Source organism: Pontibacter sp. MBLB2868 (assembly GCF_051904785.1).
GTDB lineage: Bacteria > Bacteroidota > Bacteroidia > Cytophagales > Hymenobacteraceae > Pontibacter.
Window position 1 is genome coordinate 3,404,825 of record NZ_CP196710.1, and the last position, 23,179, is coordinate 3,428,003.

The window sequence follows — 23,179 nt, forward strand, 5'->3', positions numbered from 1 at the left end:
GTTGATTTACCTACTCGTTGTACAGCACGTGCAGCAATGTCTGACCAACAGCCTTCAATGTATTTTTACTAATCACATCCATGTTGTCGGAATGCCGGTGATGGTACGGCCCGAAATAATCGTCCGGGTTGTTCATGTTATACTCAATTATGTCAATCATCCTGATGTTCCCCCATGCGTTTACATAAGAGTGATCATCCGTGATGGCCGGGGCATTCACATATTTAAAATAATCTGAATACCCGATCCGGTTACCTGCTTTCCATACTTTACCGACAATCTCCTTGGCATACTGCATAGAGGTACCTTCGCGTGCAAACTTAGCTCCCTCTGCTCCTACCATGTCCAATAAAATACCATAATTGGCGCGGTAGTTAGGGTTATGTTTGTTCTTGCTCCAGTACTGTGACCCCAGACACCAGGTATTATCCTGGTAAGGTAAGCCGCTGTCGTCTGGCTGACCATAGTCTTCCCCATCAAAGAAGATCATATCGACACCGATCCCAGGCTTTTTTTCTGCCTGATGTATGGTTCTGGCAATTTCGAGCATGACACCTACTCCACTGGCACCATCATTTGCGCCGTCAGAGGGTGTTTTAGGGTCCTGCTCGTCTTTATCGGCAAAGGGGCGGGTATCCCAGTGGCTTGCCAGCAGCACGCGGTTAGCAGCTCCGGGGTTATAGGAAGCAATAATATTGCGCAGGTTCAGCATTTTTCCATCATAGGTGCGCATCTGGAAATTCTGTACCTCCACTTCAGCCCCATACTCACGCAGCTTCTTAATGATCCACTCACCGGTAGCATAATGTGCCGGTGTGTTAGGCACTCTCGGACCATAAGCTACCTGCTTGGCAATAAGCGCATATGCAGTGTCAGCGTTAAACTCAGGCGCCTGCACTACCGGTGCTTCTTTTTCTTCGACCCGTGCTTGTTGCCTGCCCCCATTATCTGCAGAGTCGCAGCTATATAAGGCTAGCGTTCCGGCAAACAACAGCGTTATCATGTTCATTTTACTCTTCATATGCCCAGTCAATTCCGGTTTTCATATCTTTTATTACAATGCCCTGCTTTTTTAGCTCCGCCCTGATGGCATCTACCTTATCGTAAGCCTTTGCCTCTTTCGCCTCTTTATAGAAGTTAAGCACCAGGCTCAGCATTTCGTCCATGTCTCCGATCTGCTCTTCCTGCAGGCCAAGCACATTCACAACCAGCTCCTGATAGGTTTCGCGCATCGTATCAAAAGTACCCCGGGTAAGCTGCTCTATCTTGATCTGCCCCAGGTAAAGACCGTTGATCTTCTTAAGCAGGTTAAACAGAGATGCAATGGTTCTGGCCGTGTTCAGGTCATCGTTCATACCACGGTAGCACTCTTCTGCCAGCTTTGTCAGTTCCTCATTCAACTTCCCGTCGGGCTCTATTACAGCCGGGTCTTCCGGGTATGAAATCTTTTTCAGAACGTTTAGCCCGTTCATTAGCTTGGTATACCCTTTTCTGGCAGCCTGCAGTGCTTCGTTACTAAAATCCAGTGTGCTGCGGTAGTGCGCCTGAAGTATAAAGAAACGGATCGTCATTGGAGAGTACTTCTCCTCCAGCATTTTATGATTCCCGCTGAACAGTTCGCTCAGGTTGATAAAATTGCCAAGTGACTTTCCCATCTTCTGCCCATTGACTGTGATCATGTTATTATGAACCCAGTACTTGGCCGCATCAGTATGGTTATTACTAGCCTGGCTCTGCGCAATCTCACACTCATGGTGCGGGAACATCAGGTCTAATCCTCCACCGTGAATATCAAAAGTGGTGCCTAAATACTTGCGGCTCATGGCTGAGCACTCCAGGTGCCAGCCCGGGAAGCCATCGCTCCACGGCGAAGGCCAGCGCATGATATGGGTTGGTGAAGCTTTTTTCCAGAGTGCAAAATCCAGCGGTGAGCGCTTTTCACCCTGCCCCTCAGTTGAGCGGGTATTAGCCATCAGGTCCTCTATCACTCGCCCTGAAAGCTTACCGTAATTATGGTTTTTGTTATAAGCCGGCACATCGAAATACACAGAACCGTTTGACTCGTAGGCCATACCATTATCGATGATCTCCTGTACCATCTGGATCTGCTCGATGATATGTCCGGAAGCCCTGGGCTCGATGTCAGGCCGCAGTACGTTAAGCTTATCCAGGTCCTGGTGATACACATTTGTATAATGTTGTACCACTTCCATTGGCTCCAGGTGCTCCAGCTTTGCCAGCTTCTGGATTTTATCCTCTCCTTCGTCAGCATCATTCTCCAGGTGCCCCACATCTGTAATATTGCGCACAAAACGCACTTTATAACCGATGTATTTCAGGTAACGGTAGAGCACATCAAAGGTAACGGCACTGCGGGCATGGCCAAGGTGAGGTTCACCGTAAACAGTTGGCCCGCAGAGGTACATGCCTACAAACGGAGGATGCAGTGGTATAAACTCTTCTTTCTTTCGCGTGAGCGTATTGTACAGGTTCAGTTTCTGTTGCATGTTTCGTATAAAATATAAACACCTGCTGGTGTTGCACTTCTACCATACTGTTCTAAAAATACAGAACAAAACATGGTTCAAAATTATCAATCTCAGGCACTATCTCCTAACGCGCTTCGTCTTTGCCAGGTCTCAGTACATACTTGGCAGATACCGGAAAATGGTCAGACAACCCCATCTCATAGTGTGTTTCAAAGTCAAACGCTTTCATAGACTCACTGTAGAACTGGTTATCAATGCGTAGGAATGGTAGTGGCCCGTTGTAGGTTGCCCCTACGCCAGACCCGGCTTCCACAAAGGCATTATCCAGCTCCTTTGCCAGTTCATTGTAGGTATAACTGAAAGGGATATCATTGAAGTCGCCGCAAACGATCACGGGATAGGGAGATTCTTTTATATGCTCCAGCAACAGCTCTACCTGATGGCCACGGGCAACAAAACCTTTCTTCAGGCGACGTGCCAGATTCCGGCTTTCCTTCTTAAAGCTGCCTTCATTGCCGATGGCAGAATACGTATTCTCAATATCCTGGGATTTGATGCTCATCGACTGTAGGTGTGCCGTGTATACTCTTACCGTATCACCTTCTACATTTACATCGGCCCAGATACCCCGGTTATTATGAGACTCCCCAAACCGGATGATCCCCTTATCCACGATAGGATATTTGGAGAAGATAACGATACCGATATCTGCTTTGTTCTTATCTACATAAGACACTGAAAAAAAGCGTTGCCGGTTATAGCGGGTACCTATTTTGCTAATGGTGTTATAAGTGCTGGAGCCCCGATTGCTGTAGAACTCCTGCAGGCATATGATATCTGCAGGATGCGTGGCAACCCATTCCACCATATCCATGGAAGCCTGTGCCTCACTGCCATCCTGATCGGCATAAGCATTAAAAACGTGTGTATTAAAGCTGAGCACCTGCAGCGATTTACCACTGGGCACACTCTCCTTATTAAAATTAACTGCTACCAGGCGTTCGTAATAATTCCAGCCCAGCAGCAGCACCGACAGGGGCAGCACGAAGAGCCAGGACCTGCGGACCACCCAGTACAGCAGAAACAGAAAGTTGAGCACCAAAGCTCCCGGCAATGAAAATGCAATAAAAGCGGCAGGCCAGAACTCATACGGCGGCACTTGTAGGCACAGTACTCCCACCAACACCCAAAACACTACTGCAATGTTTAGAATGAGCCAAACCCTTCTCCTTATTTTTTTAAAAGTAGCCGCCACAAAAGCAAACTTACAAATTATGCCTTTATCTATACTATGCCTCTCGTCAGAATATCTTTTTAAACAGCTGTAAAGGCATGCAGCCCCGACAAAGCGCATATTGATTCTTGCGAACTATGATTTGCCCGGTTTTGTTATTTTATACTTGGCACCTGAAGCAACGCAACTAGTGTGTTTAACTTGTAAATAAGTATAAAATATTATTTAACTTAGCTATAGAAAACACACTGTGTTGTTTATATAATGTTTTTGTAGTAAATTTGCAGCGTTATATCCAATGAAGTGAGGGGACATAGAAGTCCCCTTCTTTATTTCCTAACCAGTAACTATGGCACTTACCGCACCAGTAATAAGAGAAATGGCGGAGGCGAGCCTCCCCGATAGTGATCTGTTTATAGTGGATGTTTCTGTGTCCTCTTCAGCGGTGCGCCCAAAGATCGTGGTGCTGGCTGACGGCGAACAGGGAATCACTATAGACCAGTGCGCCACCATCAGCCGCCGCATCAACAAAAGGATCGAGGAGGCCGAAGGCGAGGAAGTGAGTTACGTACTGGAAGTAAGCTCGCCAGGGGTGGATTTTCCACTTACGCAGCCCAAGCAGTTTAAACGCAACATTGGTCGCAGCCTGAAGGTAAAACTGCAGGACGATTCTGAAAAAGTGGGCAAACTGGAAGAAGTAACAGAAACAGGTATAAACCTGCTGGAGGAAAAGAAACAAAAAGGCAAAAAGGCAACGTATGAGCCTGTGCAAATACCTTTCGGGGAGATTGTAAAAGCAAATGTTGTAATATCTTTTAAATGATAAAATAATGAACAGTTCAGTCCTGATCGAGTCGTTCGCTGAATTTGCGAAATTCAAGAACATTGACCGTCCGACCATGATGCGCATCCTGGAGGATGTTTTCCGCACCATGATCCGCAAAAAGTGGGGTACCGACGAGAACTTTGACATCATCCTTAACGTGGAGAAAGGTGACCTTGAGATCTGGCGTAACCGTGAAATCGTGGACGACAACTCAGAGGATATCTGGGACTATGATAAGATCAGCCTTTCTGAGGCCCGTAAAATAGAGCCTGACTTTGAGGTTGGCGAGGAAGTGTCTGAAGAGATCCAACTGGAAGACTTTGGCCGCCGCGCTGTACTGACAGCACGCCAGACCCTGATCCAGCGTATCAAGGACATGGAGAAGGAATTACTTTTCCAGAAGTATAAGGACCAGGTAGGTGAGATCATCTCTGGTGAAGTATACCAGGTTTGGAACCGTGAAGTGTTGTTACTTGATCAGGAAGAAAACGAACTGCTTATCCCGAAAGGCGAGCAGATACCAAAAGACCGTTATCGTAAAGGTGATGTAGTTCGTGCGGTAGTGCAGCGTGTGGAGATCGTAAACGGTAACCCGAAGATCATTCTTTCCCGTACCTCTCCTACTTTCCTGGAGCGTTTATTCGAAAACGAGGTGCCGGAGATCTTTGATGGCCTGATCGCTATAAAGAAAATTGTTCGTGAGCCAGGTGAGCGCGCTAAAGTAGCCGTAGAATCTTTCGATGACCGCATTGACCCGGTGGGTGCCTGCGTTGGTATGAAGGGTTCGCGTATCCATAGCATTGTGCGTGAACTGGAGAACGAGAACATTGACGTAATTAATTATACAGATAACCTGGAGCTTTACATTCAGCGTGCGCTTAGCCCGGCTAAGATCAGCAGCATGAAAATAGACGAAGAAACAGGACGCGTATCTGTGTTCCTGAAGCCTGACCAGGTATCACTGGCAATTGGTAAGGGAGGCCAGAACATCAAGCTTGCCAGTAAGCTGGTGGATATGGAGATCGATGTATTCCGTGAGTCTGAATCATATGAAGAAGATATCAGCCTGGAAGAATTCACAGATGAGATCGAAGACTGGGTAATTGCAGAATTAAGGCGCATCGGCCTCGATACAGCAAAAAGCGTATTGGCAGTAAGTAAAGAAGATCTGCTTCGCCGCACTGAGTTGGAAGAGGAAACGATTGAAGATGTGCTTTCCGTTCTTCGTGAAGAGCTAGAGGAAGAAGAAGACAATCAATAGTTGTTAGTTCTGCTCTGTTAGTATAATTTTGAAAAAGATTTATTAACAGAGCAGAATACATTATCTGGCAAGGCAGCTATACTTAACATTAGAATTAAAAAGACAGCATATTAGAACAACATGGCAGAAGAAAAAACAAGGAGGCTTAAACAAGTTGCGACTACGTTAAACATTGGTACATCTACCATTGTAGACTACCTCTCTGCTAAGGGTTTTGACGTGGAGAACAAGCCTACGTCTAAAATCACAGCGGAGCAGTTCGGTATGCTGGCTAAAGAATTCGCGTCCTCTATGCAGGACAAGCAAGAAGCCGAGGAGCTGAACATCGGAAAGAAACCGCAGAGCAATCAGGTTGTCGAGTCAGAGTCTCAGCCGGAAGTTAAGAAAGCAAGCGAGCCAGAGGAAGAGCTACAGATAAAAACAGTGCATCAGCCTAAGGCTGCCACTGAAGAAGTAAAGCCAGCCGAGCCTGCCAAGCCGGAAGCACCTGCCGTTGAGGCAAAACTTCCAGGCATTAAAGTGCTTGGCAAAATTGAACTGGATGCAAAAGGCCGACCGGTAGCGCAAAAGCCGGCACCTAAGCAGGAAGAAACTCCAAAGCCTGCAGAAAAGCCAGCCGAAGAGGCTCCAAAAGCCGAAGCACCGAAAGCTGAAACGCCGAAAGTAGAGGCTCCGAAAGTGGAGGCCCCTAAAGCAGAGACACCAAAAGCAGAGGAAGCTCCGAAACAAGAAGCTCCTGCTGCAGAGCAAAAACCGACAGAACCAGTGGCCGAAAAGCCAGCTGCACCGGAAGCTCCGAAAAAAGAAGAGACCCCTGCCACGCCAAAAGCAGAGGCTCCGCAACAGCCAGTTACAGAGAAACCAACTGCTGTGAAAGCAGAAACTAAAACACCGCCTGCTGCAGAGCAAGCACCTGCAACTAAAGAGCCAGCTACACCAGCTGCTCCAACTGCAGATAAAGAGAAGGAACAACCAATAGAAACGATTACAGGAAAAGCCGACCAGCTGAAGGGTCTTACTGTACTTGGTAAAATCGAATTACCTACAGAGTCCAGAAGAAAAGGATCTAAGCCGGTAGCATCTTCTGATGAGAAGAGAGGCAAAAAGAAAAAGCGTAAGCGCATTATGGTCGCAACTGAGGGTCAGCAAGGCCAGCAGGGGCAACCAGGTCAGCAACGACCACCAGGACCTCCGCAACAACTAGGAGCTCGCCCGAACGACAGAAACCAACGACCTGTTAAACCAGCAAAAGGACGCGGCAACGCACCTGCTGCCAGACCAGAGAAAAAAGAGGTTACTGATAAGGAAATCCAGGAGCAGATTAAGGCAACGCTTGCCAAGCTTAGTGGTGGTAAAGGAGGCGGTGGTAACCGTGCCAAGTATCGCCGCGAGAAACGTTCGGCTATTGCAGATGCAACAGAAGAGCGTCGTATGGCTGAGCAGGCAGAGTCTAAGACACTGCGTGTAACGGAATTCGTATCTGCCAACGACCTTGCTTCCCTGATGGATGTGAGTGTAAACGAGGTAATCAAGGTGTGTATGCAACTTGGTATGTTCGTTTCCATCAACCAGCGTCTGGATGCTGAGGCCATCACCATTATTGCGGATGAGTTTGGCTACGATGTAGACTTCATCACTTCTGAAGAAGAGCAGGGACTGGAGGATATAGTAGAGGAAAATGAGGAAGACCTTGCTGAGCGAGCACCGATCGTAACGATCATGGGTCACGTTGACCACGGTAAAACTTCCTTACTGGACTACATCCGTAACGCAAACGTTACTGCCGGTGAAGCCGGTGGTATCACACAGCACATTGGTGCTTATAAAGTAAAAACTGAAAGCGGCCGTAACATTACCTTCCTGGATACGCCGGGTCACGAAGCCTTTACGGCCATGCGTGCCCGTGGTGCCAAGGTAACGGACGTTGTAATTATAGTAGTAGCCGCAGACGACGCTGTGATGCCTCAAACAAAAGAGGCAATCAACCACGCACAGGCAGCAGGTGTACCTATTATCATTGCAATCAACAAAGTTGATAAGCCTGCAGCCAACCCGGATAAAATCCGTGATGAACTTTCTCAGATGAATATCCTGGTGGAAGAATGGGGTGGTAAGTACCAGTCACAGGAAGTTTCTGCTAAGTCAGGACTTGGTGTGGAAGACCTTTTGGAAAAGGTACTGCTTGAATCAGAACTACTAGAACTTAAAGCAAACCCTGACCGTCAGGCAATAGGTACTGTTATCGAAGCCTCCCTGGACAAGGGCCGTGGTTACGTTGCTACTATGCTGGTACAGACAGGTACACTGCACATTGGAGATATCGTTTTGGCAGGCTCGCACTTCGGTAGAGTAAAAGCCATGACTGACCACCGTGGAAGGAAGATGAAAGAAGCGGGTCCATCCACACCGGTACAGCTACTTGGTTTAGATGGCGCGCCACAGGCTGGTGATAAGTTTGTTGTAATGGAATCTGAGCGCGAGGCTCGTGAAATTGCTTCTAACCGTTCGCAAATGCAGCGTGAGCAGAGTTTACGTACCCGTAAGCACATTACCCTGGATGAGATCGGACGTCGTTTGGCAATCGGTACATTTAAGGAGCTTAACGTGATCGTGAAAGGTGACGTGGATGGTTCAGTGGAAGCCTTATCGGATTCATTATTGAAGCTGTCTACTCCTGAGGTTCAGGTAAGCATCATCAACAAAGGAGTAGGTGCCATTTCAGAATCAGATGTATTGTTAGCGTCTGCTTCAGATGCCATCATCATTGGTTTCCAGGTTCGTCCTTCTCAGAATGCACGCAAACTGGCGGAGCAGGAGCAAATTGATGTGCGCCTTTACTCTATCATCTACGATGCGATCAACGAGGTGAAAGATGCCATGGAAGGTATGCTTGCTCCAACTCTGAAAGAAGAGATTGTGGGTAATGCAGAGGTTCGTGACGTGTTCAAGATCACAAAAGTTGGTACAATCGCTGGTTGTATGGTAACAGATGGTTCGATCCACAGAAACTCGAAAGTACGTTTAGTACGAGATGGTATTGTGGTTCTGGACGGTGAGATATTAGCTCTTAAGCGCTTCAAAGATGATGTATCGGAAGTGAGACAAGGGTATGAGTGCGGTATCAGCCTTAAGAACTATAATGACATTCAGGTAGGCGATATTATTGAGGCTTACGAAGAGAAAGAAATAAAGCGCAAGCTTTAACAAAACTAAATAAAACAGAAAGCCCCGGCTACGTAAGTGGCCGGGGCTTTCTGTTTTATTATCATTACCAGTTAATTGTTGCCTTTGCTAAAGATACAGTAAGTTACTGGCTTCGTCTTTTTCTATTTTTGCGCTCGAGCTTCTTCTTATCACGCTCATGCTTTTTCATCATCTCCTTCTCCTTTTTAAGGATCTCCTTCATTCTCTTACTGTTTTTTATCCTGAGCTTATCGTAGCTTCTTTTACGGTTAGAGGTTTCTTCATACGTATTAAACCGCTTGTCGAGGCCTTCGCCTCGTTTGCCTACAGCATCTACTGTGCTCCCTTTATCCTCAACTTTGGCAGTTCCCCAATATTCATCCTTCGATTTGCTACTTTTAGAAGTAGACTGTGCATTGGCTTCAGAAAAAGCAAAGAAACAACCCAGACACAGTACCAGTAAGAATACTTTTTTCATATTAACTTGTTTGTGTTCATACTTTACAACGAAGAAAGCACGTAAAGTATACATTTTTCCCAAAACACTTAATAAAACATTAAAAGTTCAGCTATTTAAAACTATAAGAAATACCTATGCCCAGGGTTTCCTTTAACTGTAACCGCGGCCCTTTTGCATCGATCTTGTTGTCATCGTTTGTATCAATAGGCACATTGATATCGTCATCGTAGATCATGTGCAGAAACAAGCCAGCTGAAATAAGCTTGTTTACTTTAAAGTTTAACTGATTTTCCCAATTAACGTCCACATTACCAGGCTTCCGCAGATAATTCGAGAAAAGATCCAGCTTAGATTGCAAAGTGATGTTCTGCAGGATTTCTTCTTTGTAACGAACGTTGATATAGCCACCAAACTCTTTCCTGAAATGTTCTCCGGTGCCGGGGATTATATTACCCTCAATATCTGTGCTGGCTGGCTCAACACCAAAGGAGCCCCGGTCAGCCAAAGTCTGATCCTGCACAAAGGTAAATTTACCTGTAACTGGAGAGATGAATACAGACAGCTTTTTATTGGGCTTGTAGTCCATACCAAGGGAGGCCAGTACAAAAGCAGGCGAAAAGAAACTGGAAATGAGTGTGTCGCGGGAGGCAGTATAAGTAGGCGTAAGTTGTGTTTTGAGGTTCAACTGGGCCGAATAGAACCATTTTTCTGAAGCACGATGGCCATACTTCAGATTTAGCTCCAGCTTGTCATCACTTTTCTGTACACGCTGGTTCTCAAGCTTTACCAGTCCATATGTAAGATCAAGGGAATTATTCCAGGTGTTATCGCCATGCTTATAATTTGCAAACAAACCTGCCACACCCAGCACCGACACTGTATTCTGACCACCTGCGGCCCAGTTGCTGAGGCTAACCTGACTAAAATTAACTGTTCCTATTCCACCGAAATCCCAAACGCTGGTGGTGTCGGGTACCTGGTCAGTCTGAGCAAAGGCAGTCGAAGAAAAAACTAGTAAAAAAATAAATGGAAGTGGTAAAAGTGTTTTCGTAAGGTAATTCATGAAATTGAAATGATAAATACATTACACAGTAACGACTGTGCAAACTCTAAAAAGTAAGGAAACGGAAATTAAACAACCTTGTTCTCTGGGGAAGCGGCATCGTCCTTATTCTTCAGAAGATCACGGATCTCTGCCAAAAGAACTTCCTGTTTATTTATAGGAGGGGCTGGCTTAGCAGCTTCTTTTTCGCGCATGCGGTTTATGGTGCGCACCAAAAGGAAAATAGCGAAGGCAATTATCAGGAAATTAAATAAAGCCTGTATAAAATTACCATAACTAATGGCGACTGGCTCAGTAATTACCTCTCCATTTACTTCTACTGCTTCCCTGAGCACTATTTTTAGCTTGGTAAAGTCAACATTACTTACCAGCAGGCCCAACGGAGGCATAATTACATCTTTTACTAATGAGTTCGTTACTCCACTAAAGGCTGCTCCGATAACGACACCAACTGCCAGGTCGATTACGTTGCCCTTCACAGCAAATTTTTTGAACTCAGAAAATAAACTCATATAAATTATTTAAAAGTGAAACATAACACAAAACTAACGTTATCTGTTTTAGAGAGGTGGCTATCGCAGTTCCCCACACCTTGTGCTTCCGGTGCCTTACTAAATTGCTGCTAAAGGATTTAATGAAATCACTATATTTGTGACAGAAATCAAGAAAACAAAAAGAGCTAAATAAATATGGCTGCATACGAGAACCTGTTGCTTGAATTAAATAATGGTATCCTGACCATCACGATAAACAGAGCTGATAAGCTTAATGCTTTAAATATCGACACAATCAGGGAAATAAAAAACGCTATCCAGCAAGTATATGATGATGCCGATGTAAAAGGTGCCATTTTTACGGGGGCAGGCCCGAAAGCGTTTGTAGCCGGCGCTGACATTTCTGAGATAGCTGAGCTGAGTGAAGTAAACGCCCGTAGTTTTGCTGAACGGGGCCAGGAAGTATTTGCCATGATCGAGCGTTGTAATAAACCTGTTCTAGCTGCCGTAAATGGCTTTGCGCTTGGCGGTGGCTGTGAACTGGCAATGGCCTGCCACATGCGTGTAGCCAGCGACAACGCCCGCTTCGGACAGCCCGAAGTTAACCTCGGTGTAATTCCAGGCTATGGTGGCACACAGCGCATGACGCAGTTAATTGGCAAAGGAAAAGCCATGGAACTGATGATGACCGGAGACATGATCTCGGCTGAAGAGGCCCGCGCTTTAGGGCTGGTGAACCATGTGGTGCCACAGGAAGACCTGATGCCGAAATGCATGGAGTTGATGGAAAAAATCATGACGAAGGCACCTTTAGCCATTGGTTTGGTAATAGAGTGTGTAAACGCTGTTTTTAATAAAGACGAGAATGGTTACCAGACAGAAGCTAACTCTTTTGCCCGCTGCTGCACGTCAGAAGACTTTGTAGAAGGAACCAACGCGTTTCTTGAGAAGCGCAAGCCAGCCTTTAAAGGTATCTGATTTTCTCCCCACCCGACCCTCAAAACCTATGAGTATAGCCAAGAAATTGGTCGGGCAGACTGCTGCCTATGGTTTAAGCAGTATTGTTGGCAGAGCCCTTAACTACCTGCTTGTCCCTATTTATACCGCCGTGTTCCTTCCGGAGGAATACGGTGTGGTTTCGTACCTGTATGCCTTTGTGGCTTTCTTCAACATCCTGTACACCTACGGAATGGAGACAGCCTTTTTCAGGTTTGCCAACAAAACCGGGGCAGACCAGAAGAAGCTGTACAACGAAGTGCTAAGCATCATTCTGTGCAGCAGCATATTGTTTTCTGGCATCATCATACTCGCATCAGGGGCAATAGCAGACTACATTGGTTATCCGGAGCAGCAAAAGTATATAATATGGCTGGCGATCATACTTGCCGTTGATGCCATAGTCTCTATCCCTTTTGCCTGGCTCAGGCTTCAGAACAAAGCGGTCAAGTTCGCATCCGTCAAACTTGCCAACATACTTCTTACGGTGGGGGCTAATATGTTCTTCCTGGTGCTTTGCCGTGATATTTACCAGGGCGAATACCTGCAAAGCCTAAGACCATTGGTCACCCGGGTCTATAATCCTGCATTTGGTATTGGTTATATCTTCCTGATAAATTTAATAGCCAATGGCATGCTGATACCAATGCTCTGGAAAGAGTTTTCGCTTTTCCGGTTTGAGTTGAACAAAGAGCTGTTACGGCCAATGCTGGTGTATGCTTACCCCCTGCTGTTTATGGGGTTGGCAGGCATGGTAAACGAGGTGATAGACAGGATCCTGCTGGAGGAGTGGCTACCTGAAAATTTCTACCCGGGTATGAGTAACATGGCGGCCGTTGGAATTTACAGTGCCTGCTATAAACTTTCCATATTTATGACGCTGGCAATACAGGCTTTCAGGTACGCGGCAGAGCCATTCTTTTTCTCACAGGCGGAGGACAAGAACTCTCCAAACACCTTTGCGATGGTAATGAAATGGTTTGTGCTTGCATGTGCCCTTATATTTGTTTTCATATCTGTTAACCTCGAAGACTTTGCCCATCTGTTGCGTAGCGAGTCTTATAGAACCGGTATTCTGGTTGTACCTGTGCTGCTACTGGCAAATTTATTCCTGGGGGTTTACTACAACCTATCAGTATGGTTTAAGTTAACGGACAAAACGAAATTCGGGACTTACATCAGCTTTGGCGGTGCAGCTGTCACTATTGTTTTTAACCTGCTGCTTATACCTGTGCTCGGATACATGGGCTCTGCCATTGCCACTTTTATCTGTTACTTCAGCATGGCCCTGGTAAGCTATCTTTTAGGAAACCATCATTACCCTATCCCATACCCTGTTAAAACCATTATAGGCTATATACTTTTAGCAATTGCGCTTGTATGGTTGGCATTAGGCATAGAAATTCCTAACTTCTGGCTGCGTCATGCGTTTCATTTGGCAGTAACCGCTACTTTCCCGGTTGTGATCTGGCTGAAAGAACGCCCGCGCTTCCTTAAATTTTAATCTTTATTTACAGAAGATGAACAACAAGAATGCAGTGGTTAACGTCATTAACCAATCTAAACACGCGCTTCCATCTTACCAGACCTTGCAGGCCGCCGGCATGGACCTAAGGGCAAATCTGGAGGTACCTGTTACACTTAAACCCTTACAGCGTGCTTTGTTACCTACCGGCCTGTTCATTGAGCTGCCTGAAGGACATGAGGCACAGATTCGTCCGCGTAGCGGGCTGGCTTATAAGCATGGCATTTCCATTGTAAATAGTCCGGGCACGATAGATGCCGATTACCGTGGAGAGATTAAAGTGCTGCTTGTTAACTTATCTGACCAGGATTTTGTGGTTGAAGATGGGGAACGGATTGCACAAATGGTGGTTGCTAAGTATGAGCGCATCGAATGGGCAGAAGCACAAATGTTGTCAGATACCGATCGTGGTGCAGGAGGCTATGGAAGCACAGGCACTAAATAAGCTTGACGTTCAGTTTTAAAAACTGCTCTCCCTTAGATCAACAAGGAATTAAATACTTGATACAACTGTGGTAAAGGCCGCAGTTATAACTTAAAATTAAAAAATTAGCTATGAGGATAATCATACCGATGGCAGGTATGGGTAAGCGAATGCGCCCACACACACTAACAGTTCCAAAACCGCTGATTCCTATCGCGGGCAAACCAATTGTGCAGCGCCTGGTAGAGGACATTGCCAAAGTTTGCCAGGAACCCATCGAAGAGGTAGCATTCATTATTGGCCACTTTGGCGAAGAAGTGGAGAAAGACCTGATCAATATTGCAGAAAAAGTTGGTGCCAAAGGCAGCATCCATTACCAGGAAGAAGCACTGGGCACAGCTCATGCTATACTTTGTGCAAAAGATGCCCTTAAGGGTAAAGTAGTGGTTGCCTTTGCGGACACACTTTTCAAGGCAGACTTCCAGCTTGACACAAATGCAGATGGAACAATCTGGGTACAACGTGTAGATGACCCGCGCCCGTTCGGTGTTATAAAACTAAACGACAAGAACGAGATTACTGACTTTATAGAGAAACCTCAGGAGTTTGTATCTGATCTGGCTATTATCGGCATTTACTATTTCCGTGACGGAGCGTATCTGCGTGAAGAGTTACAGTACCTGCTTGATAACGACATAAAGGATAAAGGCGAGTACCAGTTGACCAACGCGCTGGAGAACATGAAGAACAAAGGCACGAAATTTATTCCTGCCGTGATCTCAGAATGGCTAGACTGCGGAAATAAAAACGCAACTGTTTATACTAATCAACGCTATTTAGAGTATATAAAGAATGAGGAAGGCTTAGTTGCCTCGTCGGCAAAGCTTGAGAATGCGGTGATCATCCCTCCGGTGTACATTGGTGAAAATGCCCAGATTACAAATTCAGTGATCGGGCCACACGTTTCAATCGGAAACGGCACTGTTGTATCTGATTCAGTGGTGAGTAACTCTATTATCCAGGAGAACACCAACCTTAAAAACGGCAACATTGCAAACTCAATGCTAGGCAATTTTGTTGTATATGAGGGCCGCCCATCTGATCTCAGCCTAGGCGACTACAATACGCTTATAGATTAGACTACCATGACCATTTTCAGAAATATTCTCCTAGCCGCATGCTGCATGGTTTTGCTCGTAGCAGGGGAAGCAAACGCACAATCTGCAAAGAAAAAAGCTAAAGCTCAAAAAGAGGCCGCCGCGGCTACTACCCAGTACACGCAGCAGCCTACGGAGCAGGAACAGCAGATAAGTGAGGCGTTATTTCTGGATGGGATGAAATATTTTATGCTGGAGGACTATCAACAAGCCCTCCAGCTTTTTCAAAAAGCCTATACAATTACACCCGGCAATGCCGGCTTAAATTACAAACTTGCCGAAACATACCTGGTGCTTAAAGACCCGAAAGCAGCCATGCCTTTTGCACAGGCTGCCGTGTCATTGGATACCAAAAATGCTTATTATTACCTCCTGTTAGCCCAGCTTAACACGGAGCAAAAACAGTATGATGCCGCTGCCCAGGCTTATAACGACCTGCTTCGCAACGTGCCCGGTTCAGAAGAATACCTGTTCAACCTTGCTGACCTATACTTATCACAGTCCCGCTATGATGATGCGCTTAAAACGTATGAGCGTATTGAAAAGCAGTTTGGAGAACTGGAGCAGTTGTCGGTAAGCCGGCAGCAGATATACCTTCGCCAGAAAAACATGGACAAAGCCATACAGGAAGGTGAAAAGCTAATGGCTGCCAACCCTGCAGAGGTTCGTTATTTTTTAGCACAGGCAGAACTGTATAATGCTACCAAGAAAACAGACCAGGCGATAGCTACAATTGAAAAGGCGCTTCGCATTGAACCGAATAACCCCTTTGCCCACCTGATGCTTTCTGACCTCAGCCGCCAGAAAGGAGATATGAAGGAAGCTGAACAGCAGGTAAAAATTGCGTTTTCAAGCCCCGAACTGGATATCGATACGAAAGTGCGTATTCTGGTTGATTTTATTCGCCAGTTGCCAAACCCCGAAATTGAAGATGTGTCGCTGGAGCTTGTTGATCTGACAATCGCCAATCACCCGGAGGAGGCTAAGGCATACGCCGTAGCCGGTGACCTGCAAACCATAGTTGGTAAGAAACAGAAAGCCCGTAACAACTATTTAAAAGCTGTTAAGCTTGATGATTCCCACTTCAAGATCTGGCAGCAGATTGTACTGTTAGACGCAGAGCTATCTCAGGCCGACTCTATGGTGATACACTCAGAACAGGCACTGGAACTGTTCCCGAACCAGGCAGTTTTCTGGTTTTACAACGGCACAGGTCACATGATCGAGAAAAACTACGCCAAGGCTGTGAAGGCTTTGGAGTATGGCAAGCGCTTGTCAGCCAACGAGACAGAACTGGTTACTCAATTTAATTTACAGCTCGGCGACAGCTATAATTCTTTAAAGGATTATGCAAAATCTGACCAGGCATATGATGCAGTACTTGCCGTAGATGCAGATAATGAGCATGTGCTTAATAATTACAGCTATTTTCTGTCGTTGCGCAACGAGAACATGCCAAAGGCCAAGGAAATGTCTGAGCGCCTTGTAAAACAACATCCCAATAACCCCACTTACCTGGATACCTATGCATGGGTACTTTACAAACTCGGCGAATACACCGAAGCACGAAAGTACCTGGAGCAGGCAGTTGCCATTTCGGATGATGCTACTATTGTAGAGCATTATGGCGATGTACTGTTCAAGCTAGGTAAAAAAGAAGAAGCCGTGAGCCAGTGGCAAAAAGCCAAATTAAAGGGCGAAGCATCGGCTTTTATCGACAGGAAAATCAAAGACAAAAAACTTTATGAGTAAACACCTTTTGCTCTGCCTCTGCACGCTGATCATGCTGGCAAGCTGCAAAAAAGAGACTATACCCACTACGGCATCTGAAGCCACTGCCACGGTAGGTCGTGTTACGGTAAATAACCTGGATTTTAACTACCTCAGCTCTAAAGGCCAGATCACTTTTAACGACAAGAACGATAACCTTTCATCCGGCATTTCGCTGCGCATAAAAAAGGACAGCGTAATCTGGGTGTCAGTGCAACCAGGCCTTGGGATCGAGGCTGCACGCATGATGCTAACGCAGGACTCTGTCTATATGATCAATCGGCTTCATAAAGAATATGTTGCCACTGATTACCGTTTTCTGCGAAGCAAGCTGAACGTGGACGTGGATTTCGAAGTGCTGCAAGCCATACTCTTAGGAAACTACCAATCAGAAGGTACCGAGAAAGTGATGGACGAGGGCAATATGCAGCACATACAGCAGGCCCGGGAAAACCTCCTCTTCAATTACTTCATCGGACTCCAGAATAACAAACTCCAGCAACTGAACGTGCAGGACAAAAATACGAGCAACACAATCACGGTAAAGTATAACAGTTTCGGAGATATTGGAGTTGTTCCGTTTGCACATGCCATGGCTGCACAGGTTTTGCAAAAAGGCGAGGTTACAGATTTCACACTAAAGCACACCCGCGTATCCGTTACGGATGAGGAATTGCAGTTTCCTTTCACTGTACCTTCCGATTATAAGCACCTAACTTTTAATTAAATCAGGAGGTCCGTTGGTTCTTCATTTATAGTTTTAGCATATTTGTAAACTAAGTGTAGACCAACCGATAGTTTGATGAAGGCCCTTTACAGATTCGCCTTTTTCCTGCTCCTACTGTCATTGCCTCTGGCCACCGTGGCTCAGAAACAAAAATCAAAGGCACAACTGGAGAGAGAGAAAAAGGAAAACCTTAAACGTATTAAGCAGGCAAACCAGATCTTGCAACAAACCAAGAAGAAGAAAGAAGCTTCTATTGGTCAGCTTACTGCTATCAAGGAAAAGATTGATGTCCAGAAAGGTGTTATAAAAAATATTTCCAAAGAGATTACCTTTATCGAATCTGATGTACAACAAACAGAGGGTATAGTAGGTGCACTGCAGAATGACCTGGAAAAGCTGAAAGCCGAGTATGCCACCATGGTGTATGCCGCTTCTAAAACGGCTAACAGCTATAACAAACTGATGTTTCTTTTCGCGTCTGACTCATTTAACCAGTTAGTAATGCGCCTGCGTTACCTGCAGCAGTATTCTGAAGCCCGCAAGCAACAGGTAGAGCAGATTAACAAGGTCCAAACCGTGTTAAACGGACAGCTTCAGGTGCTTGAGTCCAAGAAAAAAAAGAAAGAAAATCTATTAAGCAAGCAGTTGGCGGAGAGCAACAACCTTCAAAACCTGAAAGTACAGCAGGACAGTGTTATTTCGCGCCTTAGTAAGCAGGAATCAGATTTAAAGAAGGAAGTTGACCAACGCCAGCAAGCCGTTAAGAAACTAGATAAACTGATTGCAGACATCGTACGCGAAGAAATAGCCCGTGCCGCAAGAGCTGCCCGGGAGGCCGGCAAAAAGTCCAGTGGCAGCACGAGCAAAATGACTTTAACTCCGGAGGCTGCCCTCATCTCATCTTCCTTTGCCGGTAACAAGGGTCGTTTTGCATGGCCGGTTGAACGAGGATTTATCTCTCAGAAGTTTGGCCGCCATAATCACCCTGTGTTAAAGGGTGTAATTGTAGAAAACCGTGGTATTGATATCCAAACTGCTGCAGGCGCAACTGCCAGGGCGATATTTGAAGGAAAAGTATTAACGGTAGCCAGCGTACCGGGCATGAACAACATCGTGATGGTACAACATGGAGAATATTTTACGGTGTATGCCAAGTTAAAATCTGTGAGCGTAACCACAGGACAAACAGTGAAGGTAAATGAACCTATTGGTACCATTTATACTGACACAGATGGCACAACTGAACTCCAGTTCCAAATTTGGAAAAACAGCTCAAACATGAATCCTGAAACCTGGTTGAAAAGGAAGTAAGACTTGATTTTGTTACACTATAAAAAAGGCCACCAGAAGCGAGTTCTGGTGGCCTTTTTTATTAGCATATATCTTTTAAAATAGCTCTAAAACAAAAAAACACCCTACAGTGCAGGGTGCCTTTCCAAGCTATGAAAACAAACTTAATATTTTATATGAAAGCAGCCGGTCTGGTTTCCAGTTTACGCTGCCGTTATAATCTTTAATCAATGTACAACCTTATTTTTAAATGTACAAACAATTAACATATGTACACTTATCACAAATAATAGATAGCTATACTACTATTTATAAATTTTGTTGCATCGCTAACCTGCTTTTATTTAAAGATGCGGGTTTCCACAATAAGGTTGCGTCAAAGGTTGATAAAAAGCGGCGTTTCCGCTATGTTTGAGACTCAATTCAGTAATTAATTACTGCTGCTGTCTGCCTTTGCATTTTTACATAGTCAAGTTTGGTGCCAAAAACACAAAAAATTATAACCAACTGATTCACAAAGCACAATCAAGTTTGCAAGTTTTTATTTTTCCCAAAATTGGATTCGTTTTAATCCAATAATCCCAATTTGAAAAACAGCAACTCTATATACATGTTCCTGTTGCATTACTATATAACTTTTGTTTACGAGAACAACAGCCATTGGTAACTTTTAAAACGGAAAGTATAATTACCAAAAGAAATCTGGAACGGTAGTGGCTTCGTAACTATCTAACCAACATTAGACACATATTAAACTTATCTGTGTTGTTGTGGGTTTAATTAAAATATAAACTCTAATTTTGTAGCATACATTTTAAAATTTAAGAACATGGTTTTAACTAACATTTTCTTGTTTCTTGGTGGCCTTGGAGGCACAGAGGTTCTACTTATCCTTTTTGCCATCTTATTACTTTTCGGCGCTAAGCGTATCCCGGAACTAGCAAAAGGCCTTGGTCGCGGTATCAGAGAGTTTAAAGATGCCACCAAAGAAGTAAAGAATGAGATCGAGTCTTCTGTTAAAGACGACACTCACTCAAAGTAATTCTTATTTCCTAAGCGTATTATAAGGTTATGTACTTTGGTACAATTTTCCTCTTCCTGGGAGACCTGGGGGGCGGAGAGATGCTGGTTATTTTAACAGCAGTCCTTTTATTGTTCGGGGCAGACAGAATTCCTGGTATTGCCCGATCCTTTGGTCGCGGTATCAGGGAATTTAAAGATGCCACGAACGAAATTAAAAATGAACTAGAACGTTCTATCGAAGACGACAAGAAGTCAAACTAGATTGAAACAGTATAATTCGCTAAACGACATCCGCACTGCTATTACCACCGCCCAACTTACGTGCCGCAAACTGGTAGAGCACTATATCCACAATATTCAGGAACAAGCCGAGCTGAACGCTTTTTTAGAAGTGTTTGAACAAGAAGCGTTCACGCAGGCTGACATTGTAGATCATAAGATCGCAAATGGCACAGCCGGTAAGCTGGCTGGCATGGTGATCGGCATCAAAGATGTACTTGCTTTTGAAGGACACAGCCTGCAGGCATCCAGTCAGATACTGAATGGCTTTAAGTCGTTGTACACAGCTACGGCTGTTCAGCGCCTTTTGGCTGAAGATGCGATCATCATAGGCCGGCAGAACTGCGACGAGTTTGCCATGGGGGCATCTAACGAAAACTCTTCGTTTGGCCCCGTGCGCAACGCTGACGATCACAGTCGTGTGCCAGGAGGTTCTTCAGGCGGTTCGGCAGTAGCAGTACAAGCTGACCTGTGTTTAGCCTCCATTGGTTCTGACACAGGTGGTTCCGTACGGCAGCCGGCTTCCTTTTGTGGAATTGTAGGCTTAAAGCCTACCTATTCACGTATCTCGCGCTACGGGTTAATTGCTTATGCGTCTTCTTTTGACCAAATAGGTATCATGACCAAAAGTGTTGCCGACGCAGCTCTTTTACTGGAAGTGATGGCTGGTAAAGATGAGTATGACAGCACCGTGAGCCAGCGTGAAGTGCCAGCTTATAGTGAGTTATTACAAACTGAGAAAAAGTATAAAATAGGTTACATCCGCGACTGTTTCGAAAGCGAAGGCTTAGATACAGAAGTAAAAGACGCCATACTGGGTGTAAAGGATTTGCTTAAAGATGCCGGACATCAGGTAGAGGCAGTGGAGTTCCCATACCTGGATTTCATTGTTCCTACTTATTATATCCTGACAACGGCAGAAGCAAGTTCTAACCTGGGCCGCTATGACGGGGTAAAATATGGCTTCCGCTCAGACAATGCCACTGACCTTACATCGTTGTATAAAAAGACAAGAGCCGAGGGCTTTGGGCTTGAAGTACAGCGTCGTATTATGCTTGGCACCTTTGTATTAAGCGCCGACTATTATGATGCTTATTACACTAAGGCTCAGAAAGTGAGACGACTGATAAAAGAGAAGACGGACGAATTGCTTCAACAATATGATTTTCTTATCTTGCCTACTGCTCCTACTACAGCATTTAAGATAGGAGAAAATACAGCAAATCCGTTGGCTATGTATTTGGCCGATATCTTTACAGTTCAGGCCTCGCTTGCGGGTGTACCGGCGATATCTATTCCGGTTGCTCGGGATGCCAACGGCCTTTCCATCGGGTTGCAGCTAATGACCCGCTCATTTGAGGAAGCAGCTTTGCTTGCATTCTCAAATTACATCTTGGATAAGATAACCGTTGAAGTATAAAGTGACATGACTTACACCAAACTCATTGCAGTGTTGGCGGCTATAGCCGGTAGCTTTGGGGCCATATGTGCTCAAGCAACCGGCTATAGCCATTTTTCTGACAAGCCTATTGCAGAAGACACACTCAAGGCCCGACTCGACACCATAGTACTTTCTCCTGACGAGTTGGCCCTCCTTGTTGAATATATCCCCAACGAACCTAATGAGGTTATTCAGGATAGGCTAAGCTGTATTGAGTCGGAGATCCCCCTGGTGTTCAACAACTTTGTGAGGAGTCACATTGATTATTTCACGATCCGGAACAGGAAGTATACGCGCATGGTGCTCTCAAGGCAAAATGTATACTTCCCGCTATTCGAGAAATACCTGCAGAAATACAACATGCCCCAGGAGCTAAAGTACCTTGCTGTTGTAGAGTCTGGTTTAAAGCCAACGGCTAAATCACCTGCAGCTGCGGTAGGCTTGTGGCAATTCATAAAATCCACAGGTAAAGAGTATGGGCTGGAGCAGAACCAGTATGTTGATGAGCGCATGGACCCTGAGAAGTCCACTGATGCTGCCCTACGTTTTCTGCGCCGTTTACACAATACCTATGGAGATTGGGAACTTGCAATGGCAGCCTACAATTGCGGGCCGGGCAACGTTAACAAAGCTATCCGGAAAGCCGGTGGTGGACAGAAGACTTTTTGGGAAATTTTCCCATACCTGCCGCGTGAGACGCGCAGTTATGTACCAAACATGACAGCCGTGATCTATGCTATGAATTATGCCACAGAGCATAACATTTTCTCCGACTCTATTCTCTACGAACCTAAAGTTGCGCACCTGGAAGTAACGAAAGCAGTAGACCTGGATAAGCTGGCACAGGAACTCCATATAACGCCGGAAGAGTTGATGGCCTTGAACCCCGAACTACAAAAAAGGGAGATACCGGAGCACATGCGCAATTATAAGCTTCGCATACCTGCCCAGCGTGCAGCTTTGCTTGCTTCCTCAAACGATAAAGAGTGTATTCTTTTAGCAGCAGCCCCTGTTGCTGCCCCTCTTCCTGAACCTGAACCAGCAAAGACGCAAGTGCTGTTGGCAGCAGCTAAATCGGAAAAAGAGCCTGAGCAGGTCAAAACACCCGCTCCTGATACCAACATCTCTGAAAAGATAGTTTACAAGGTACAACGTGGAGACAACCTTACATCCATTGCCAATAAACACAACGTAACTATCGAGCAAATAAAAGAGTGGAATGACCTTAAAGCAAGTAAGATCAAGTATGATCAGCATTTGGTTATAATGCAACCAAGCGGTAAACAGACAACAGCCTTGTTAGCTTCTAACCAGGAAACAGAGCCCTCTAAGAAAACAGCTACTAAAGCCGCTTCAAATAAAATAGTACAGCCTGAACAGTTGATCTACCATGTTCAGCCAGGAGATACTTTGTGGAATATATCGCAGCGTTACAATGGTATAACCGTTGAGCAGATCAAGAAACTAAATAAACTAAGAACAAACGAAATCAAGCCAGGGCAAAAACTTATTCTTAGCTAAGGTCTGGCATACTGAC

General features: G+C 45.3%; 20 protein-coding genes. 14 read left to right on the forward strand and 6 right to left on the reverse strand.

All coding sequences use genetic code 11. The features are described 5' to 3' along the window. Positions 1–10 precede the first annotated feature (10 nt). From ACSX1A_RS14550 to ACSX1A_RS14560, 3 genes are all read right to left on the reverse strand, one after another. The gene (locus tag ACSX1A_RS14550; protein ID WP_439880371.1) at positions 11–1,009 is read right to left on the reverse strand and encodes a M28 family peptidase; all 999 of its coding nucleotides are present in this window, start codon (positions 1,007–1,009) and stop codon (positions 11–13) included. Between the two features lies 1 nt (position 1,010). Further along, complete coding sequence (gene cysS, locus ACSX1A_RS14555; RefSeq protein ID WP_439880372.1) at positions 1,011–2,507, reverse strand: cysteine--tRNA ligase; 1,497 nt, start codon at positions 2,505–2,507, stop codon at positions 1,011–1,013. 106 nt (positions 2,508–2,613) lie between these two features. Beyond that, on the reverse strand, positions 2,614–3,684 hold the full coding sequence (locus tag ACSX1A_RS14560; protein WP_439880373.1) for an endonuclease/exonuclease/phosphatase family protein: 1,071 nt from the start codon (positions 3,682–3,684) through the stop codon (positions 2,614–2,616). A gap of 388 nt (positions 3,685–4,072) precedes the next feature. Between ACSX1A_RS14560 and rimP the strand changes: the two genes are divergently transcribed. From rimP to infB, 3 genes are all read left to right on the forward strand, one after another. Further along, positions 4,073–4,546: a ribosome maturation factor RimP gene (rimP, locus tag ACSX1A_RS14565; RefSeq protein ID WP_439880374.1), complete on the forward strand. Its 474-nt coding sequence runs from the start codon at positions 4,073–4,075 to the stop codon at positions 4,544–4,546. 7 nt (positions 4,547–4,553) lie between these two features. Beyond that, positions 4,554–5,810, forward strand: a complete 1,257-nt coding sequence (gene nusA, locus ACSX1A_RS14570) for a transcription termination factor NusA (RefSeq protein ID WP_439880375.1) — start codon at positions 4,554–4,556, stop codon at positions 5,808–5,810. Positions 5,811–5,930: 120 nt separating this feature from the next. Continuing rightward, positions 5,931–9,014, forward strand: coding sequence for a translation initiation factor IF-2 (infB, locus tag ACSX1A_RS14575; protein ID WP_439880376.1), 3,084 nt, complete (start codon positions 5,931–5,933; stop codon positions 9,012–9,014). A 103-nt stretch (positions 9,015–9,117) separates the two neighbouring features. Here infB and ACSX1A_RS14580 read toward each other — a convergent pair whose 3' ends face one another. The 3 genes from ACSX1A_RS14580 to mscL all read right to left on the reverse strand — a co-directional run bounded on the left by ACSX1A_RS14580 (position 9,118) and on the right by mscL (position 11,028). Beyond that, positions 9,118–9,471 carry a hypothetical protein gene (locus ACSX1A_RS14580; RefSeq protein WP_439880377.1) on the reverse strand — a complete coding sequence of 118 codons (354 nt, stop codon included), beginning with the start codon at positions 9,469–9,471 and terminating at the stop codon, positions 9,118–9,120. 91 nt (positions 9,472–9,562) lie between these two features. Continuing rightward, positions 9,563–10,516, reverse strand: coding sequence for a DUF3078 domain-containing protein (locus tag ACSX1A_RS14585; protein ID WP_439880378.1), 954 nt, complete (start codon positions 10,514–10,516; stop codon positions 9,563–9,565). 68 nt (positions 10,517–10,584) lie between these two features. After that, positions 10,585–11,028, reverse strand: a complete 444-nt coding sequence (mscL, locus tag ACSX1A_RS14590; protein ID WP_439880379.1) for a large-conductance mechanosensitive channel protein MscL — start codon at positions 11,026–11,028, stop codon at positions 10,585–10,587. 177 nt (positions 11,029–11,205) lie between these two features. On the opposite strand from mscL, the gene ACSX1A_RS14595 reads away from it, so the two are divergent. The 11 genes from ACSX1A_RS14595 to ACSX1A_RS14645 all read left to right on the forward strand — a co-directional run bounded on the left by ACSX1A_RS14595 (position 11,206) and on the right by ACSX1A_RS14645 (position 23,163). Beyond that, complete coding sequence (locus tag ACSX1A_RS14595; protein ID WP_439880380.1) at positions 11,206–11,988, forward strand: enoyl-CoA hydratase/isomerase family protein; 783 nt, start codon at positions 11,206–11,208, stop codon at positions 11,986–11,988. Positions 11,989–12,016: 28 nt separating this feature from the next. Continuing rightward, the gene (locus ACSX1A_RS14600) at positions 12,017–13,510 is read left to right on the forward strand and encodes an oligosaccharide flippase family protein (RefSeq protein WP_439880381.1); all 1,494 of its coding nucleotides are present in this window, start codon (positions 12,017–12,019) and stop codon (positions 13,508–13,510) included. 16 nt (positions 13,511–13,526) lie between these two features. Then, positions 13,527–13,976 (forward strand): dUTP diphosphatase, encoded by a 450-nt coding sequence (gene dut, locus ACSX1A_RS14605; protein ID WP_439880382.1) that lies wholly within the window; start codon positions 13,527–13,529, stop codon positions 13,974–13,976. 110 nt (positions 13,977–14,086) lie between these two features. Continuing rightward, positions 14,087–15,094, forward strand: coding sequence for a sugar phosphate nucleotidyltransferase (locus tag ACSX1A_RS14610; RefSeq protein ID WP_439880383.1), 1,008 nt, complete (start codon positions 14,087–14,089; stop codon positions 15,092–15,094). A gap of 45 nt (positions 15,095–15,139) precedes the next feature. Then, entirely contained in the window at positions 15,140–16,864 is a 1,725-nt protein-coding gene (locus tag ACSX1A_RS14615; RefSeq protein ID WP_439880384.1) for a tetratricopeptide repeat protein, read from the forward strand. Then, positions 16,857–17,609 (forward strand): DUF4292 domain-containing protein, encoded by a 753-nt coding sequence (locus ACSX1A_RS14620; RefSeq protein ID WP_439880385.1) that lies wholly within the window; start codon positions 16,857–16,859, stop codon positions 17,607–17,609. Before ACSX1A_RS14615 ends, ACSX1A_RS14620 begins: the two co-directional genes overlap by 8 nt. A gap of 75 nt (positions 17,610–17,684) precedes the next feature. Then, a complete protein-coding gene (locus tag ACSX1A_RS14625) occupies positions 17,685–18,920 on the forward strand; it encodes a murein hydrolase activator EnvC family protein (RefSeq protein ID WP_439880386.1) in 1,236 nt (411 codons plus the stop codon). 808 nt (positions 18,921–19,728) lie between these two features. Continuing rightward, positions 19,729–19,941, forward strand: coding sequence for a Sec-independent protein translocase subunit TatA/TatB (locus ACSX1A_RS14630; protein WP_439880387.1), 213 nt, complete (start codon positions 19,729–19,731; stop codon positions 19,939–19,941). Between the two features lie 29 nt (positions 19,942–19,970). Further along, positions 19,971–20,183, forward strand: coding sequence for a Sec-independent protein translocase subunit TatA/TatB (locus ACSX1A_RS14635; protein WP_439880388.1), 213 nt, complete (start codon positions 19,971–19,973; stop codon positions 20,181–20,183). A 1-nt stretch (position 20,184) separates the two neighbouring features. Continuing rightward, the gene (gene gatA, locus ACSX1A_RS14640; protein ID WP_439880389.1) at positions 20,185–21,621 is read left to right on the forward strand and encodes an Asp-tRNA(Asn)/Glu-tRNA(Gln) amidotransferase subunit GatA; all 1,437 of its coding nucleotides are present in this window, start codon (positions 20,185–20,187) and stop codon (positions 21,619–21,621) included. A 6-nt stretch (positions 21,622–21,627) separates the two neighbouring features. After that, positions 21,628–23,163: a LysM peptidoglycan-binding domain-containing protein gene (locus ACSX1A_RS14645; protein ID WP_439880390.1), complete on the forward strand. Its 1,536-nt coding sequence runs from the start codon at positions 21,628–21,630 to the stop codon at positions 23,161–23,163. The last annotated feature ends 16 nt before the right edge of the window (positions 23,164–23,179 follow it).